Annotated in this window: 14 protein-coding genes and 1 pseudogene; 9 read left to right on the top strand and 6 right to left on the bottom strand. The window is 71.9% G+C overall.

Going from position 1 to position 17,772, the window contains the following annotated elements; translation table 11 throughout:
- Positions 1 to 3: 3 nt before the first annotated feature.
- Positions 4 to 1,455, bottom strand: coding sequence for an amidase (locus tag ACFVYL_RS01155; RefSeq protein ID WP_389712440.1), 1,452 nt, complete (start codon positions 1,453 to 1,455; stop codon positions 4 to 6).
- 132 nt (positions 1,456 to 1,587) lie between these two features.
- On the opposite strand from ACFVYL_RS01155, the gene ACFVYL_RS01150 reads away from it, so the two are divergent.
- Positions 1,588 to 2,211 (top strand): TetR/AcrR family transcriptional regulator, encoded by a 624-nt coding sequence (locus ACFVYL_RS01150; RefSeq protein WP_389712182.1) that lies wholly within the window; start codon positions 1,588 to 1,590, stop codon positions 2,209 to 2,211.
- Positions 2,212 to 2,261: 50 nt separating this feature from the next.
- Here ACFVYL_RS01150 and ACFVYL_RS01145 read toward each other — a convergent pair whose 3' ends face one another.
- Positions 2,262 to 2,972 carry a TetR/AcrR family transcriptional regulator gene (locus tag ACFVYL_RS01145; RefSeq protein WP_389712181.1) on the bottom strand — a complete coding sequence of 237 codons (711 nt, stop codon included), beginning with the start codon at positions 2,970 to 2,972 and terminating at the stop codon, positions 2,262 to 2,264.
- Between the two features lie 264 nt (positions 2,973 to 3,236).
- Between ACFVYL_RS01145 and ACFVYL_RS01140 the strand changes: the two genes are divergently transcribed.
- The 4 genes and pseudogenes from ACFVYL_RS01140 (at position 3,237) to ACFVYL_RS01125 (ending at position 9,108) form a co-directional block, all read left to right on the top strand.
- Positions 3,237 to 5,495: an MMPL family transporter gene (locus ACFVYL_RS01140; protein WP_389712180.1), complete on the top strand. Its 2,259-nt coding sequence runs from the start codon at positions 3,237 to 3,239 to the stop codon at positions 5,493 to 5,495.
- A 263-nt stretch (positions 5,496 to 5,758) separates the two neighbouring features.
- Positions 5,759 to 6,493 (top strand): annotated as a pseudogene (locus tag ACFVYL_RS01135) (PucR family transcriptional regulator); the annotation flags it as partial.
- 87 nt (positions 6,494 to 6,580) lie between these two features.
- The gene (locus tag ACFVYL_RS01130) at positions 6,581 to 8,227 is read left to right on the top strand and encodes a cytochrome bc complex cytochrome b subunit (protein ID WP_389712179.1); all 1,647 of its coding nucleotides are present in this window, start codon (positions 6,581 to 6,583) and stop codon (positions 8,225 to 8,227) included.
- 29 nt (positions 8,228 to 8,256) lie between these two features.
- The gene (locus ACFVYL_RS01125; protein WP_389712439.1) at positions 8,257 to 9,108 is read left to right on the top strand and encodes a metallophosphoesterase family protein; all 852 of its coding nucleotides are present in this window, start codon (positions 8,257 to 8,259) and stop codon (positions 9,106 to 9,108) included.
- Positions 9,109 to 9,118: 10 nt separating this feature from the next.
- On the opposite strand, the gene ACFVYL_RS01120 is transcribed toward ACFVYL_RS01125, so the two are convergent.
- On the bottom strand, positions 9,119 to 11,002 hold the full coding sequence (locus tag ACFVYL_RS01120; protein ID WP_389712438.1) for an NAD-binding protein: 1,884 nt from the start codon (positions 11,000 to 11,002) through the stop codon (positions 9,119 to 9,121).
- Positions 11,003 to 11,101: 99 nt separating this feature from the next.
- Entirely contained in the window at positions 11,102 to 11,707 is a 606-nt protein-coding gene (locus ACFVYL_RS01115) for a flavodoxin family protein (protein WP_389712178.1), read from the bottom strand.
- Between the two features lie 363 nt (positions 11,708 to 12,070).
- On the opposite strand from ACFVYL_RS01115, the gene ACFVYL_RS01110 reads away from it, so the two are divergent.
- The 4 genes from ACFVYL_RS01110 (at position 12,071) to ACFVYL_RS01095 (ending at position 15,438) form a co-directional block, all read left to right on the top strand.
- A complete protein-coding gene (locus tag ACFVYL_RS01110; RefSeq protein WP_389712177.1) occupies positions 12,071 to 12,913 on the top strand; it encodes a TetR family transcriptional regulator C-terminal domain-containing protein in 843 nt (280 codons plus the stop codon).
- Between the two features lie 70 nt (positions 12,914 to 12,983).
- Positions 12,984 to 13,877 (top strand): 3-keto-5-aminohexanoate cleavage protein, encoded by an 894-nt coding sequence (locus ACFVYL_RS01105; RefSeq protein ID WP_389712176.1) that lies wholly within the window; start codon positions 12,984 to 12,986, stop codon positions 13,875 to 13,877.
- 113 nt (positions 13,878 to 13,990) lie between these two features.
- Entirely contained in the window at positions 13,991 to 14,944 is a 954-nt protein-coding gene (locus tag ACFVYL_RS01100; RefSeq protein ID WP_389712175.1) for a 3-hydroxyacyl-CoA dehydrogenase NAD-binding domain-containing protein, read from the top strand.
- Entirely contained in the window at positions 14,941 to 15,438 is a 498-nt protein-coding gene (locus ACFVYL_RS01095) for a thioesterase family protein (protein ID WP_389712174.1), read from the top strand. Before ACFVYL_RS01100 ends, ACFVYL_RS01095 begins: the two co-directional genes overlap by 4 nt.
- A gap of 106 nt (positions 15,439 to 15,544) precedes the next feature.
- Here the strand turns inward: ACFVYL_RS01095 and ACFVYL_RS01090 are convergent, their stop codons facing one another.
- Positions 15,545 to 16,843, bottom strand: a complete 1,299-nt coding sequence (locus ACFVYL_RS01090; RefSeq protein WP_389712173.1) for an MFS transporter — start codon at positions 16,841 to 16,843, stop codon at positions 15,545 to 15,547.
- A gap of 67 nt (positions 16,844 to 16,910) precedes the next feature.
- Positions 16,911 to 17,771, bottom strand: coding sequence for a hypothetical protein (locus tag ACFVYL_RS01085; protein ID WP_389712172.1), 861 nt, complete (start codon positions 17,769 to 17,771; stop codon positions 16,911 to 16,913).
- Between the last annotated feature and the right edge of the window lies 1 nt (position 17,772).

Genomic DNA, 17,772 nt, shown 5'->3' with positions numbered 1-17,772 from the left:
GACTCAGTGGTCCGGGTGATGCCCCGCCCACACCGCGGGGGTCCGGCCCGACCACGGGCTCGCCTGCTCCAACTGGCCCGCGAGCCGGAAGAGCAGCCCTTCCCTCCCGTACTCGGCGGCGAACTGCATGCCGACCGGGAGCCCCGTGGCGGCGTCGGCCGTTACCGGCACGGACATCGCGGGCGTGCCGGTGACGTTGAACACCGCGGTGAACGGCGACAGGTCGAAGAGGCGGCGGAGCCAGCCGAGGCCGTCCATCGCCGCCGCGCCCTCGGCGTGCGTGCCCAGGGGCACGGGCAGTTCCGGCAGCGTCGGGGTGAGCAGCACGTCGTGCGTGTCGAAGTACCGCGCCAGGCTTCGGGCGACCCGGTTGCGGACCGCGAGAGCGTTGACGAACTCGGCGCCGCTGACCCGCTGCCCGTAGTGGTAACTGGCCAGTACGGGCGGCTCAAGGGTCGAGGAGTCGACGGGACGGCCGAAGGCGGCGGCCAGTTCGTCGACCTGGGCCGTGAGGTTCGCCGTCCACTGCCGGGCGTTGGACAGCAGGAACTCCTCCCAGCCGGCGCCGAGTTCGACCTCGGCCTCCTCGACGTGGTGGCCGAGGGATTCGAGCAGCCGCACGGTGCGTGCGAGGGCGTCGGTCACGGGCGCGGTGGTGCGGTGACCGCCCCACGCGTGGGTGAGGACACCTATCCGCAGCGCGCCCGGGTGGCGGGTGACCTCCTCCGCGTACGGCCGGGGCGGCTCCTGGGCGGTGTAGGGGTCGCCGGGCTCGGGGCCGCTGATCCGGTCGAGGAGTACCGCGCTGTCGCGCACGGTGCGGCTGACACCGCCCTGCACGGCCAGGCCGTTGAAGATCTCGTCGAAGTCCGGGCCGACCGAGACCCGGCCGCGGGTGGGCTTCAGACCGAAGAGGCCGTTGTACGAGGCGGGGACCCGGATCGAGCCCGCGGCGTCGGTGGCGTGGGCGATCGGGACCACCCCGGCGGCGACGGCCGCCCCCGCGCCCCCGCTGGATCCGCCCGCGCTCCGCCCGAGGTCCCACGGGTTGCGGGTCGCGCCGTACAGCACCGGTTCCGTCGTGGTGCTGTAGGCCATCTCCGGCGTGGCGGTCCTTCCGAACGTCACGAGGCCCGCGCGGCGCAGGCGCCGCATCAGGAAGGAGTCGGCGGCGGAGACGTGGCCGGCCGCGAGGCGGCTGCCCAGTTCCATGCGCCGGCCGGCCATGGCGACCCCGATGTCCTTGATCAGGAAGGGCACACCGGCCAGCGGTGAACTGCCGGGCCGGGGCTCGTCGTCGGTCTGCCAGGTCTCCACGACGGCGTTGATCCGCGGGTTGACCGCCCGCGCGGCCTCGCGGGCGGCGGCCCCCAGTTCGGCGGGGGTCACCTGCCCCTCGGCCACCAGCTCCGCGAGCCCGACCGCGTCGAATTGCACGTACTCGGTGATGCGCACTGTCACTCCCAGCAGAACAGAGGAAACGATACCTTGCGGTGCCGAACGATACCGATCGGTATCGCGTGGAACGGACTGGTACCGTAACAGGGGGTCAGAGGCCCAGCAACGAACCGACGTCACGGAGCAGTCATGGCATCCACCGTCAGCAGGCCGGACCGAGTGGCCCAACTGCCGCCCCGTGAGCGCATCCTCGACGCGGCGGAGGAGCTCTTCCAGAGCGAGGGCATCCGGCGGGTGGGCGTCCAGGCGATCGCCGAGCGGGCCAGGACCACCAAGATGGCGATCTACCGGCACTTCGAGACCAAGGATGCGCTGGTCGCTCAGTGGCTGCGGATCGTCGCCGCCGACTACCAGGCCGCCTTCGACCGGGTCGAGGCCGAACACCCCGGCCGCCCCGAGGAGCAGATCCTGGGTCTGGCCCGCTTCATCGCCGAGGGCCTGCCCGCGCTCTCGCACCGCGGCTGCCCGTTCATCAACTCCCTCGCCGAACTGCCCGACCGCTCCCACCCCGCACGGCAGGTGATCGAGGAGCACAAGGCCCGCCAGACCCGCAGGCTCGTCGGCATGTGCGCCGCCGCCGGGCTGCCCGACCCCGAGCAGGCCGCCGCCGAGATCACCTTCGTACTCGAAGGCGCCCAGGTCAGTACGCAGAACGGAAGCATCGACCGGCCGGGGGAGCGGCTGATGCGCATCGTCGAGGGGATCGTGGACCGGCACAGGGCCGCCCCCGACGCGGCGGCGACCGCAGGCTGACCGCCCGGCACCCGCACCGGGCGCCGTCCACCCCGGTCGAAGACAGGCTCTCAGGCGGCGGGAATCCTGCGGTGGATGTCGTCGAGCAGGTCCCGCATCGACACCCGGAAGATCTCGGCCTGGTGGTCGCCGAGGAACGAGGTGTGCCCGAACACCTCCAGGACCACGAGGCCGTGCATGCGGCCCCACGCGCTCATGAACAGCGCGATCGCGGGCGGCGGCAGTTCGCCGAGACCGGACGGCGGCAGGCCCGCCAGGTGCGCCCGCAGCGGCGCGGAGAGCGGGGGAGTGTCGGCCGCGGCGAGCTGCGCCCTGGTGAACCCGCCGAACAGCACGCGCTCGAAGAGCGTGCTCATCCGGCGTGTCGCCTGGGTGGTCGGGCCGTCGGCGGGCGCCTCGTAGCCCCGCAGCGGTGTGCCGTACAGGAGTTGGAAGCGCTCGGGATGGCTGGTCGCCCAACTGCGGTAGCCCTCGGCGGCGATCACCAGGCGCGGCAGGTCCGGGTCGTCACCGGCGGCGTCGACGGCGGCCTCCAAGGCGTCGGCCAGGTCGTCGTACGCCTTGGTGAGGAGCGCCGTGAGGAGGGCGTCCCGGTTCGGGAAGTAGTGGTAGAGCGCCTGCACGGTCATGCCGAGGGCGCGGGCGACGGCTCGCAACGACAGGGCGGCGGGCCCGACTTCGGCGATCTGGTGCTCGGCGGCCTCGACGATCTCCCGGGTTGCGGTGGCCCGGCGTCGTTCGCGCAGGGAGAGCTGGGGCATCGCGTCTTCCTCCGCGTCAGTGCGGCGACCGTGCGGCGGTCGCCCCGGTGGGCCACCCGCATGTTCGTGCGGGGTGTGCGGAAAATCTAACACTGCCAAATCTCTTGTGGGGTCACTAACGTCGTGCACGGCGACGAAGCGTGCGGCACCGCACCCGCTCCCGACGGGGCGAAGCGGCTTCGCGGAGCACCGAGCCGCCTCCCCCGCACGGCCAACTCCGGCCGTTTCGCGCCGTATTCGCATGGACACCGAAGGAGATCGGGCGTGTTTGAACGCATAGCCGACATGGCGATTCGCCGGTCACGGCTGGTACTCGTCGTCGCCGCCGTGGTGGTGGCCCTCATGGGCGCCCTGGGCGCCGGTGCCTTCGGGAAGCTGCAGGACGGCGGCTTCGAGGACCCGGCCTCGCAGTCCGCCCGCGCCCGGACCGTCATCGACGAGAAGTTCGGCGGAGAGACGAACCTGGTGCTGCTTGTCCGCGCCGCCGAGGGCCGCGTCGACACCCCGGCCACCGAACGGACAGGCAGGGCCCTGGTGTCCGGCCTCAAGAAGGAGCGCGGCCTGGAGAACGTGGTCTCGTACTGGGACACCGGCAACCCCGACCTCCGCTCCAAGGACGGCCGCGAAGCCGTGGTGCTCGCCCGGGTCAAGGGCGACGACGCGGAGCGGAAGGAGAACGCCGAGAGCGTCATCGACGACTACGCGGGAACGTACCGGGGCGTCCTCACCGTCAAGGCCGGCGGCAGCACCGGCGTGAGCCACGAGATGGGGCCGCAGACCGGAAAGGACCTCGTCCTGGCGGAGAGCATCGCCGTGCCGCTGATCCTCCTGCTGCTCCTGGTCGTCTTCGGCGGCGTGGTCGCCGCGCTGCTGCCGCTGGCCATCGCGCTCATCGCCATCGTGGGCGTGTTCGCCCAGCTCTTCCTGCTCGGCGGCGTCACCGACGTCTCCATCTTCGCGGTCAACCTGACCACGGCACTCGGCCTCGGACTCGGCGTCGGCTACGGCCTGTTGATGATCAGCCGGTTCCGAGAACAGCTCGCGGCCGGGGCGCGCGTGGAGGATGCCGTACGGACGACGATGAGCACCGCGGGCCGTACGGTCGCGTACTCCGCGGCGACCGTGGCGGCCGCACTCGCCGCGCTCATGGTGTTCCCGCAGTACTTCCTCCGTTCGTTCGGCTACTCCGGGGTCGGGGTCGTCGTCATCGCGGCCCTCGGCACCCTCTTCGTGATGCCCGCCCTGCTCAACGTCCTGGGGCACCGGGTCAACAGCGGGCGGCTGCCGTGGGTGAAGCCGGGACGCGCCACGGCCGCCGGAACGTCCGCATGGAGCCGCCTCGCCCGCACCGTCATGCGGCGGCCCGCGCTCACCGCACTGCCCGTACTCGCGGTGCTCCTGCTGGCGGCGAGCCCGCTCCTCGGCATCACCTTCGGCACGGCGGACGAGCGCGTACTGCCGGAGGGCGCCGAGAGCCGCCAGGTCTCGGTGTCGCTGCGGGAGAACTTCAACGGCAACGACGCCGCGGCCCTGCACGTCGTCATCGACAAGGCCGTCGGCAAGGCTCCCTTGGCGCGGTACGCGGCCGGGCTTTCCGAACTCGACGGGGTGGCCCGCGTCGAGACCGGCACGGGCGTCTACACCGACGGACGCCCCAAGGCGAAGGCACCCGGCAACCCGGCACTCGCCCGCCCCGCCGCACAGCAGCTCAACGTGGTGAGCACCCTCACACCCAAGTCGCACGCCGCCCAGAACCTGGTCGACGAGGTCAGGGCGGCCGCCCCGCCCGCCGGGACAGCCCCGCTCGTGGGCGGCGCCGACGCCGAGCTCGTCGACTCCAACGACTCCATCGGCGGCCAACTCCCGCTCGCCGTCGGCCTGATCGCCGTCACCACGTTCCTGCTGCTCTTCCTCTTCACCGGCAGCGTCGTGCAGCCGTTGCGCGCCCTGGTCCTCAACATGATCAGTCTCGGCGCGACCCTCGGCGCCATGACCTGGATCTTCCAGGACGGCCACCTCTCCTCGCTGCTCGGTTTCACCGCGCAGCCGATGGAGACCTCGATGACCGTGCTGATGTTCTGCGTCGCCTTCGGCCTCTCGATGGACTACGAGGTGTTCGTCACCAGCCGGATCAAGGAACTCCACGAGCAGGGCGAGAACAACGAGTCCGCCGTGGCCAATGGCCTCGGGCACACCGGACGCATCGTCAGCGCGGCGGCCGTCCTGCTCGCGGTGAGCTTCTTCGCCTTCGGCACGGCCAAGATCAGCTTCCTGCAGCTGTTCGGCCTGGGCAGTGGCCTCGCCATCCTCATCGACGCCCTGGCCGTACGCGGCATCCTCCTGCCGGCCGCGATGCGCCTGCTCGGCCGCTCGGCCTGGTATGCGCCCGGCTTCCTGCGGAGGTTCCACGCCCGGTTCGGCCTCAGCGAGAAGGCCCCCGAGCCCGCGCGGGCGCCCGCCCCCGAGCCCACGCCCACCCCCGCGGCCGAGTCGCCGTACGCCGACAGCTCGACGGAAGCCTGACCCCGCCGAGCCCCCGGTCGCGGTGCCCGCCTCCATCCCCCGGTGGCGGGCACCGCTCTGTGCGCGGCCCCCTCCCGACGGCGGCGCGGTGGATCCGGAACAGGCCATCGACCGCACCCACCGCGCCGGGAGACCATCGCCCCATGCTTCCCACCGCCCAGCTGCGGCTCGGCATGGGCGAGGGGCTCGGCGGGCTCGTCGCCCAGACCGCCCGCCCTTACGTCACCGGCGACTACCAGCAGGACCCCCGCTTCCACCACACCGACGCCATCGACAGCATCGTCCTGACCGGGCGGCCCGAACTCGCCGACGCCGACCGGCGGTTGTTCGAGCGGGCGGGCGTCGTCACCGCGCTGCTCCTGCTCCTTCGCCGGTCGGTCGCCGAGACCGAGGACCGGGTCCGCGGCGAGCTCCTGGGCGACCTGCTCGCCACCAACGGCGACCCGGCCGGCCTGGTCGGCCGCGCCCGCCGCCTCGGCGTCCGGCTCGACCGGCCGCACGCGGTGTTCGTCGCCCCACGGCGAGAGCGCGCCCCGGCCGCGGCTGCTCGCCGCGGCGCACCGTACCGCCCGCGACCACAGCGGCCTATCCGGTCTCCACCGCGACAACGTGGTGCTCGTGACCCCGCCCTCGCGCCCGGCACCGACGCCCGGGCCCTCGGCCACACCGGCCACGGCGCCACTCTCGCGGACCTCGGCTTCGTGGGACTGCTCATCGGCGAACAGGCCGACCTGGGCGGCTACATCAGGGCCACCCTCGGCCCCGTCCTGGACTACGACAGTGACCGCGGCACGGAGCTGGTGCGCACCCTGGAGGCGTACTTCGGCCAGGACCGCAGCCTCACCAGGGCCAAGACCGCGCTGCACGTGCACGTGAACACGGTGGTGCAGCGACTGGAGCGTTTGGCGCGGCTGCTCGGTGACGACTGGAACACGCCGGCCCGCACCCCGGAGATCCAACTCGCCCTGCGACTGCACCGGTTGACGCCAATGGCTTGAGGTTCGCCCTCGGCGAGTTGACACATCCGCGCCTGTTGGATCCGTCAGCCGGGCGACCTACCCTGGAACCGCCTGAAAGGGAGTCGCATGAGCGGACGCACTGAGCGCACCGGGACGAACGCACGACCTGTAAGGCTCGGCAAAGGGGAGCGGATCGCCGACTGGGCGGACGGACGGCTCGGCATCAACTCCCTGGCCAAGAGCCAGATGCGCAAGATCTTCCCCGACCACTGGTCGTTCATGTTCGGGGAGATCTGTCTCTACAGCTTCATCATCCTCATCCTGACCGGGACCTACCTCACCCTGTTCTTCGATCCGAGCATGGCCGAAGTCGCTTACAACGGACGGTACGTGCCGCTCAAGGGCGTCCTGGTCTCCCGGGCGTACGAATCCACCGTGGACATCAGCATGGAGGTCCGCGGCGGCCTGCTCATCCGGCAGATCCACCACTGGGCCGCGCTCGTCTTCGTCGCGGGGATGCTCGTGCACATGATGCGGGTGTTCTTCACCGGGGCGTTCCGCAAGCCGCGCGAGCTCAACTGGCTGTTCGGCTGGACCCTGTTGTTCCTCGGCATCCTCACCGGCCTCACCGGCTACTCGCTCCCCGACGACATGCTCTCCGGCACGGGCATCCGCTTCGCGCAGGGCGCCATCCTGGCCACCCCCGTCGTGGGGACGTACCTCTCCTTCTTCCTGTTCGGCGGGGAGTTCCCGGGGGAGGACATCATCCCGCGGCTCTACCCGATCCACGTGCTGCTGCTCCCCGGCATCATGCTGGGGCTCGTCGTCGCCCACCTGATCCTGGTCTTCTACCACAAGCACACGCAGTTCGCCGGGCCCGGCAGGACCGAGAAGAACGTGGTCGGGGCGCCGCTCCTGCCCGTCTACATCGCCAAGGCCGGCGGCTTCTTCTTCCTCGTCTTCGGCGTGCTCGCGATCATGGGCGCGGTCGCCTCCATCAACCCGGTCTTCGCGATCGGCCCCTACCGGCCCGACGTGGTCTCCACGGGCGCTCAACCCGACTGGTACCTGGGCTTCTCCGAGGGCCTGATCCGGGTGATGCCCAGCTGGGAGATCAACGCGTGGGGGCACACGCTGGAACTGGGCGTCTTCATCCCCTTCTCGCTCTTCCCGCTGATCCTGATGGCCATCGGCGTCTATCCGTTCATCGAGTCCTGGGTCAAGGGGGACAAGAGGGAGCACCACATCGCGGACCGGCCGCGCAACGCACCCGTGCGCACCGGGCTCGGCGTCGCCTGGCTCGCCCTGTTCGGCGTGCTGATGGTCGGCGGCGGCAACGACCTGTGGGCCACCCACTTCCACCTCTCCATCAACGCGATCACGTGGTTCGTGCGGATCAGCTTCTTCGTGATGCCCGCCCTCGCCTTCTTCGTCACCCACCGCGTCTGCCTCGGCCTGCAGCGCAAGGACCAGGAGAAGGTGCTGCACGGCCGGGAGACGGGCACCGTCAAACGCCTCCTGCACGGCGAGTACGTGGAGATCCACGAACGCCTGCCGCAGGCCGAGCTGTACCGCCTGACCGCCCACGAACAGCCCAGGCCCTACGAGGTCGGCCCCCTGGTCGACGCCAACGGCGTGACCCGCAAGGTCCGTGCCTCCCAACGCCTGCGCGCCCGTCTCGCCCGCGCCATGTACGGCCCGAAGGCGCAGGTGCCCAAGCCGACGAAGGAGGAGTATCTGGCGATCCAGCGAGGTGAGGGCGACCACCACTGACCGTGCGGCTCGGTTAGCCTCGCACCGTGATGGCATCCGAGAAGACTCCGAAACTGCTGGCGATCAGCGACCTGCACGTGGCGTACGCGGAGAACAGGAAGTACGTCGAGACCATCCGGCCCCACACGGACGGGGACTGGCTGATAGTCGCCGGCGACGTCGCCGAGCGCATGGCCGACATCGAGTGGGCGCTGCGCACGCTCGCCGGGCGCTTCGCCAAGGTGGTGTGGTCGCCCGGCAACCACGAACTGTGGACGCCCAAGGACGATCCGGTCCAGCTGCGCGGCGAGGAGCGGTACCGGCACATCGTCGAACTCTGCCGGGAGTTGGGGGTGGCGACGCCCGAGGACCCCTACCCCGTGTGGCGCGGCGCGGGCGGGCCGGTCGTGGTCGCCCCGCTCTTCCTCCTCTACGACTACACCTTCCGCCCCGAGGGCACGCACACGAAGGAACAGGCACTGGAGGTCGCCCACGAGGCGGGCGTCGTCTGCACGGACGAGTACTTCCTGCACCCCGACCCGTACGCGACCCGCGACGACTGGTCCCGCGCCCGGGTCAAGCACACCGAGGAGCGGCTCGCCGAACGGCCCGCGGGAATGCCGACCGTCCTGATCAACCACTGGCCGCTGCTGCGCGAACCCACCCGCGTCCTGCGCTACCCCGAGTTCGCCCTGTGGTGCGGCACCGAGCGCTCCGCCGACTGGCACGTGAAGTACGAGGCGGCCGCCGTCGTCTACGGCCACCTGCACATCCCGCGCACCACCGTGCACGACGGGGTGCCCCACATCGAGGCGTCCGTCGGCTACCCGCGCGAGTGGCGCAGGGACTTCCACCCCGACCCGCACCTGCGGCAGGTCCTGCCGGTGCCCGAGGAGGACTGACCCGGGCAGCTCAGGCCTGCGCGGGCAGCGGGCGGCGGGCGAGGAGTTCGGCCAGGCCCTGCCGGGTCGCGGCCAGGACGACGCGGTCCTGGGGGCGCAGCTCGTAGTCCGGGTCGAGCTCCCACTCCAGGCCCGAGGTGAGGCCGGGGCCCTCGCCCGAGGCACGCTCCAGGGCGACGACCCGCCGCGCCCCCGGCCGGAACACGTCGGCGATCCTGCGGCCGGTCAGTTGCGGCTGCAACGAGACGTCCAGCGCGGCGAAGAGCAGCACGGAGCGCTCCACGGGAAGCGCGCCCAGGATCTGCCGCCCCATCATCGCCCCGGCGAACGCGGGCGCGGCGAGCGCCGACACGCTGCGGCTGCGGGTGAGGGCGCCGGGGTGGGCGGCGCGCAGGGTGCGGTAGACGGCGGTCGCGAACTCGTCGTCGTACAGCCGCAGCGCCACCCGCAGATCGGGCTTCACCGACCGCGCGTACAGGGCCGCTTCGAGGTTTATGGTGTCCGCGCTGGTCAGCGCGAGCAGCGCGTGCGCGCGGTGCACCTTGGCCGCCTCCAGGACGCCCTCCTCCGTCACGTCGCCGATCACGGTGGGCACGCGCAGCCGCCGCGCCAGGGAGATGCCGCGCGCCTCGGGGTCGGCCTCCACGCACACCACGGGGATGTCCAGCTCGCGCAGCCGGGCGAGCACCCGGGTGCCGATCTTGCCGAGGCCAAGCAGGACGACGTGGCCCGAGAGGCCGCGGGGCGGGCGGCGCAGCGAGGAGGCGGTGCGGAAGGTGCCGAGGGCCTCCAGGACGGCGGCGAAGAGGATCGGCAGGAGCAGCAGCCCGACCAGACCGGCGAGGAGCTGGAGGACCTGGCGGCTCATCGGCCCGTCCGTGGCCGGGTCGTTGATGGAGAACAGATCGAGGAGCGTCAGGTACGTCGCGTGCAGCGGGGTGGTGTCCTCGGTGGTGATGATCGACGCGATGGCCATGCCGACGACGGCCGCCGCGAACCCGGCCACCGACCAGCGCAGCCGCCGCGAGAACAGCTGACGCAGCGGCACGCCGCGCCCGGCGAGGAATCCGGGCGGCGGAGTGGACCCCGAGTAGGAGACGGCCTCAAGGACCAGGGCGCCCCGCCCCGGAGCGGCCGCCACGGCGGCGTCGTCCGGCAGCAGCCGGGGCCCGGCTCCGGAGTCCGCGTCGTCCGAACCCTCCGCCCCCGCGGGGTCGTTGGCGGTGGACGAGAGCAGTGCGAGGGTGGCGAGGCCGCGCGGCGCCACCTCGCCCGGCGCCGGTGGCGTGCGCTCCACCGCGCGCAGGAGCAGCCCGTAGGCGTGGACGACCTTGCTGGTCCCGGCGACCGCGGTGGCCGCGAGCGCCGGGGCTGCGGTGTCCGCGTCGGACAGGACGGTGACGCTGGCATCGGTGGTGGCGAGGCCGGCCACGGCGGCGGCCTGGTCGAGCAGGTGCTCCAGATGCTGGCCCAACTTCCGGTTGTACAGCCGGATCACAAGGCGCAGCCGGGGGTTGAGCCGTCGCGCGGCCAGTGCGGTGCGGATGTTCGTCTCGTCGTCGTCGTGCATGAGCGCGAGGGCGGCGGCCTGCGGGACGCCCGCGTCGACGAGGACGTCGTCGGTGAGCTCGGCGGCCTCCAGGGTCCGTGGCGGGCCACTCGCGCCGCCGCCCTCGCCGTCCCCGTTCACGGTCCCGTTCACCGCGCCCGTGGTGCGCGAGACGGCGGCCGTGATGCGGCCGAGCAGCGCCGTGGTCCTGGCCCGGCCCGTCAGCCGGTTCCGCTCGTCGCGCCCCGCGGGCGGGACGACGAGGACGACCTGTTCGCCGTAGACGCCGCGGAGTTCGGCGGCGAGCCGGTGGGCCAGGACGTTGTCACCGCCGCATACGACCATGTGGCCGGTGGCGGGCGGCGAAGGGCGCTGGGGAGGGAGCGAGGATGCGTGCGACACAGACAGAAGAGTGCCTCAAGTGCCGCCCCGGTTCCGTGCGGCTTACTGCGCGGGCGCCTGGTAGGGGGCGCCCTGCAGGAGGCTCGCCAGGTGGACCGTGTTGGCGGCCAGGGTGCGGGTGGTGCTCGCGACGCTGTCGGGCGTCTCGTCGAGGTCCTGGTAGTCGGTGCCCTGCATGGCCTCTCCGACCCAGTACGTCACGGCTCCCGGCGCGAGGGAGAAGCCGACGTCGTTGAGGCCCTGGAAGACGTCGGCGCTCACCTTGTGGGCGCCGTCCTCGTTGCCCACCACCGCCACGGCGGCCGCCTTGCCGTAGAACAGCGGGCGCCCCTGGTCGTCGGTCTCGGAGGAGTCGGCGTTGAGACGCTCCAGGACGCGCTGGCAGATGCTCGACGGGTGGCCGAGCCAGATCGGCGTGGCCACCAGCAGGATGTCGGCCGCCAGGACCTTCTCCCGCAGGGCGGGCCAGGCGTCGCCGTCGCCCATGTCGGCGCCGATGCCGGGTTTCACGTCGTGGTCGGCGATCCGTACGGACTCCACCGTCACCTCCCGCTTCGCCAGCTCGGCGAGGACCTGACCGGCCAGGCGGTCACTGCTGGACGCGGCGGGGGAGGGGGACAGGGTGCAGACGAGTGCCAGGGCGCGCACGGGAACTCCTTCTTGTGGTGGTAGTGGTCGTGACGGTGAGCGGCAGATACCTCCAGTCCCCTTGATCGCCGACCGTGAAACACGTGTGGTCGCGAGGGCCCGACGGGTCCGGTGGCCGCAGGGGCACCCGGGGCCGAGCTCCCCGACCGGAGCGTCGAGGCCGTTCATGCTGTCGAGCACCCGGTAGGTGCGCAGCGCCTGGGATCGAAACCGACTGATGCGTCAGTCAGAATCGCAATCTCGACCGGTTCTCTGGATATGCGGCTGATAACGGTTGATTATCCGGATGCACTAGGGATGTACAGGTCATCGCCGCGCGTCCCTCGTTGCGTTCATCGCAACGCGCGAGTAGGGTCGACGACCATGCAGCACGACCCCGAGGTGGCGGACCGCGTCCGCAAGGTGATCGCCGACGCCGGTGTGACCCAGCGCGAGTTCGCGCGCCGCATCGTCATGGACCCCTCCAAGCTCTCCCGCTCGCTGGGCGGCACCCGGCGCTTCACGGCGGCGGAGCTCGCCCGCATCGCGGACACCGGCGGGGTCGACGCGGGCTGGCTGCTCGGCGCCGCCGCCCGCGGCCAGGAGCCGGCCGCGCGGCGCGAGCGTGCCGCGCCCCCCGAAGGCGGCCGCCCCCTGCAGATCGTCCGCGAGACCGTGCGCCTCATCGCGGAGCGCGGCTTCCACGCCGTCCGCGTCCAGGACATCGCCGCGGCCTGCAGCACCAGTACCGCTGCCATCCACTACCACTTCCCGGGCCGCGACGACCTCCTCGAAGCCGCCGTGCGCTGGTGCATGGACGAGGACACCGCGCGCCGGGCGGCCCGGACAGCGGACGCCGCCGACGCCGCCGACGAACTGCGCCAGCTCATCGAGCTGCAGATCCCCCGCACCCCGCAGCAGCGCTGGCAGTGGAGCGTCTGGCTCGACCTGTGGGCGGAGGCCGCCCGCTCCACCGCCGTGGGCCGACTGCACGCCGACTACTACCGGCAGTGGCGCACCACCGTCGCCGACGTCATCCGCCGCGGCATCGACGGAGGCGTCTTCCGCCCCGCCGACCCCGAGTCCGCCGCGCTCTGCCTGACCGCGCTGATCGACGGGCTCGCCACCCAGGTGCTCGCCTCCGCCCCCGACGGCCCCGGCACCGGCCCCGACGACATGCACAAGGCCCTCACCGCCTACGTCGACGCGACGCTGACCGCGCACTGACCGCCCGTACTCCCCCCGTCCGTCGCACGCCCCGTATACACAACACCCCACCCCCGAGGGAGAGTTCCGCATGCCCGTGAACGACAACGTCATCATCACCTGCGCCCTGACCGGCGCGGGCGACACCGTGCGCAAGAGCCCGCATGTGCCCGTGACGCCCGAGCAGATAGCCGCCTCGGCGGTCGAGGCCGCCGAGGCGGGCGCCGCCGTCGTGCACATCCACGTCCGCGACCCCGAGACCGGCGACCCCTCCCGTGACCCGCGGCTCTACCGCGAGGTCGTCGAGCGCATCAAGGAGACCGGCACCGACGTCGTCATCAACCTGACGGCGGGCATGGGCGGCGACCTCGTCATCGACCCGGACGAGCCGCTCAGGCACCTCCCCGGCACCGACCTCGTCAGCGGTCTCGACCGGCTGCCGCACGTCGAGGACCTGCTCCCCGACATCTGCACCCTGGACTGCGGCTCCCTCAACTTCGGCGACGGCAGCAACCTCTACATCTCCACCCCCGACATGCTCCGCCAGGGAGCCAAGCGCATCCAGGAGCTCGGCGTCCGCCCCGAGCTGGAGATCTTCGACACCGGCCAGCTCTGGTTCGCCAAGCAGCTCCTCGCCGAAGGCCTGCTCGACGACCCGACCGTCTTCCAGCTCTGCATGGGCGTCCCGTGGGGCGCCCCCGCCGACCCGGGCGTCCTGCAGTCCATGGTCAACATGCTTCCCGAGGGCGCCCAGTGGGCCAGCTTCGCGCTCGGCCGCATGCAGATGCCGTGGGTCGCGCAGTCGATCCTGCTCGGCGGGCAGGTCCGGGTGGGCCTGGAGGACAACCTCTACCTCGGCAAGGGCAACAAGGCGACGAACGGACAGCTCGTCGAGCGTGCCGTCCAGATCACCGAGTCCCTCGGTTCGCGGGTCGCCACGCCCGACGAGGCCCGCCGGAAGCTCGGCCTCAAGCCTCGCGGGTAATCGCTGCGCAGCGACTCCTTTGCGGGCCGCCTGTGGCCGGCTGGTCGCGCAGTTCCCCGCGCCCCTGAGGGGGCACCCCCCCACGCGCAGCAACGAAAGGATCCCCCCACGCCATGACCACCACCCCCGAAGAGGTACGCCGCGTCGCCTGCATAGGTGCCGGTGTCATCGGCGGCGGCTGGGCCGCCCACTTCCTGGCCCGCGGCTACGACGTCACCGCCTGGGACCCGGCGCCCGGCGCCGAGCAGAAGCTGCGGCGGCTCGTCGAGGCCGCCTGGCCCGCCCTCACCCAGCTCGGCCTCGCCGACGGCGCCTCGCAGGAGCGCCTCACCGTCACCGCGACCCTCGAAGAGGCCGTCGCCGACGCGCAGTTCGTGCAGGAGAGCGCCCCCGAGAAGCTGGAGCTCAAGCGCGACCTGCTCGCGAAGCTGGACGCCGCCGCGCCCGCCGGCGTCGTCATCGCCTCCTCCACCTCCGGCTACCCGATGACCGACATGCAGACCGAGGCCGCCACCCCGGGCCGCCTCGTCGTCGGGCACCCCTTCAACCCGCCGTACCTGATACCCCTCGTCGAGGTCGTCGGCGGCGAACTGACCGACGCCGACGCCGTGGCGTGGGCGTCCCGCTTCTACGAGGTCGCGGGCAAGTCCGTGATCACGATGAAGAGCGAAGTCCCGGGCTTCATCGCCAACCGCCTGCAGGAGGCCCTGTGGCGCGAGGCCCTGCACATGGTCGCCAACGGCGAGGCCACGGTCCAGGAGATCGACGACTCCATCACCGAGGGACCCGGCCTGCGCTGGGCGTTCATGGGCCCCATGCTCACCTTCGCGCTCGCGGGCGGCGAGGGCGGCATGGCCCACATGCTCGACCACTTCGGCCCGTCCCTGAAGTCCCCGTGGACGCGCCTCGAAGCCCCCGAACTCGACAAGAAGCTGTACGACGCCGTCGTCGCCGGATGCGACGAGGAGGCGGACGGCCGCACCATCGCGGACCTCGTCGCCGAACGCGACCAGGGCGTCATCGACGTCCTGCGCGCCACGGGCCGCCTGAACGGAGGCAAGAAGTGAGCGAGCCCCTGCCCCTGCTGCACCGGACCGTGCGGCCCGAGTGGATCGACTACAACGGCCACATGAGCGAGGCCTTCTACGTCCTCGTCTTCGGCCACGCCACCGACGCCATGATGATCGAGACGGGCCTGCACGGCGGCTACCGCGAGTCCACCGGCTGCTCCCTCTACACGGTCGAGGCCCATGTGCGGTACCTGAACGACGTCTCCGAAGGCGCCCATCTCGCCATCCGCACCCGCCTGTTGGGCGTGGACGCCAAGAAGGCGCGCTTTACGCACGAGATGTTCGTGGTCGAGGACGAGGACGAGGGCGCAGAGCCGGCGCCGGACGCCGCCCCCGTGGCGACCACCGAACTGCTCGCCCTCCACGTCGACCAGAACGCGGGCCGCACGACCCCGTTCCCGGACGACATCCGCGACCGCCTGACGGGACTCGTGGAAGCAGCCCCTGACTGGGCGGGACGATCCATCGCCGAGGTGCCCCGGACGGCCTAGGGGCGCGGGGAACTGCGCGACAAGCCACGACGAACCCGCGGTCAAGGGCGAACCCGCGGTCAAGGGCGAACCCGCGGCCAAAGGAACCCGCGGCCACAAGGGAGCCTCACCGCTCCAACGGCCCGCGCGCGGTCTCCGGCAGCCGCAGATAGACCGCCGACGAGACGACACACAGCACGGCCACGTACACGGGAAAGAGCCCAGGAGACCCGATCTCCTTGAACAGCGTTCCCACGTACGGGGCCGTGCCCCCGAACACCGCCACCGTCAACGAGTACGGAAACCCGATCCCGGCCGCCCGGACCCTCGCCGGGAACACCTCCGCGTTCACCGCCGCCGAGATCGACGTGAACCCGGTGAGCAGCACCATCCCCGCACACTGCACGAGCAGCAGCGAAGTGAACGACCCGGTGAGGGACTTGAGCAACGGCACGCTCAGGACGGCGAAGCCGATGCCGAAGAAGAGCAGCAGCGGCCTGCGCCCCACGCGGTCCGAGAGCAGGCCGCCGACCGGCTGGAGCAGCGCGAAGAACGCCAGCGAGACCGTGCCCGCGAGGAGCGCCTGACTCTTGCCGATGTCCGTGTTCAGCTCGGCGTACGTCGGCAGGTACGACGTCCAGGTGTAGTAGGCGAGGGTGCCGCCCGCCGTGATGCCGCAGATCAGCAGGGACTGGCGCGGGTGGTGGCGCAGCGCGTCGAACAGGCCGGGGCGGTCGCCGTCGTCGGCGGGCGCCCGGTGGGTCTCGTGCGCGCCCTGCCTGATCCAGAACCCCACGAGGCTGAGCGCGGCGCCGGCCAGGAAGGGCAGCCGCCAGCCCCAGCCGTCCATCTGCCCGTCGGAGAGCGTGGCGACGAGGAGCGCCGCGACGCCGGACGCCGCGAGCTGGCCCGCGCTCGTGGAGACGTACTGGAAACTGGAGAAGAGCCCGCGCCGCCCGGGGCCCGCCGACTCGACAAGGAACGTCGTCGACGCGGCGAACTCACCGCCCACCGACAGGCCCTGGAGCAGCCGGGCGAAGACCAGGAAGACCGGGGCGAAGACGCCCGCGGCCGCGTACGTGGGGGTCAGTCCGACCAGCAGGCTGCTGCCGCCCATGAGCAGGATGGTGACGGTCAGCGCGGCGCGCCTGCCGCGCCGGTCGGCGACCGCGCCCATGAGCAGACCGCCGACGGGGCGCATGAAGAAGCCCACCGCGAAGACGGCGAAGGTGGCGAGCAGCGGGACGAGGGAGTTGCCGGAACCCTTGGGGAAGACCTGGCTTGCGATGTACGTGGCGAGGAAGGTGTAGGCGTACCAGTCGTACCACTCCACGGCGTTGCCGACCGATGCGGCGAGCAGCTGCCGTATCGGGCGCCGCTCAGGGACGGGGACGGTGGCCATCACCTGCTGGTCGTGCTGTGTCATGATCACGACCTTCCCCCGCGCCGCGGCGCCCCACACGTCCTGTCCGGCAGGCGGACGGGGCGGGCGCTCAGACGGTGGTCGGCCGGTACGCGTGCACCGCCGTCGTCACCAGGCACGGCGCGGGCGGCACCACCTCGACGCGCAGGGTGCGGCGCACGGAGTCGTAGTCGATGCCCTCCGTCTCGAACGTGCCGGAGCAGAGACTGCGCTGCGGCGCGGCGAAGAGGCTCGTGACGCGGCCGGTCACCGGCTTCCCGTCGAGCGGGCGCGCCAGGTCGACCTGGAGGACGGGGCGGTCCTCGGGCCACAGCTCCTTGGAGGCGTCGTTCGAGGCACACACCAGACGGGAGTCGGAGACGAAGTCGCAGCCCTGGACGTCACGGACCGGCTTGTCGAGCGAGATCTGCCCGGCCTGGGGGAGCGCGCCGCCGGTGGGCGGGGTCGAGGAGTTGAGGAGCGGCGCGGGGAAGACCTGGAGACGGTTCTGCTCGCCCCACTCGCCGGAGACCAGCCACTGGTTGTCGGGCGAGACGGCCGCGAAGGAGTTGTTGAGCTTCTCGCCCGCGTCGAGCTTGTGCTCGTAGAGATAGCGCTGCCCGCCCGGCGTCGTGACCGCGTACATCTTCGACTGCGCGGTGTCGCCGCCCTGGTAGGCGTCGAAGGTGTGGCCGTCCGCCACGTCCGGGTCGCCTATGTGCCCCCAGCCCTTCACGCGCAGGTCGAGCGGTATCGAGCCGAGCCCCCGGTGGAGAAGGCTGCCGTCCGCGCGGCTCGCCAGACCCTGGCTGCCGGTGAGCGAGTTGATGTACGAGGTGCCGGACTCCTGCCAGCCACCCGGCGCGGCGGGCGCGGCGGAGGCGCCGCCGCCCGTCATCACCGCCAGAGTGACGGCGCCGAACAGGGCGGTTGATGCCTTCCAGACGGTCATC

This window comes from Streptomyces sp. NPDC058308 (assembly GCF_042880275.1).
In the GTDB taxonomy this organism is placed as follows: Bacteria; Actinomycetota; Actinomycetes; order Streptomycetales; family Streptomycetaceae; genus Streptomyces.
Note: the sequence above shows the minus strand (reverse complement) of the source record. Positions and strands in the feature narration are given on the sequence as shown.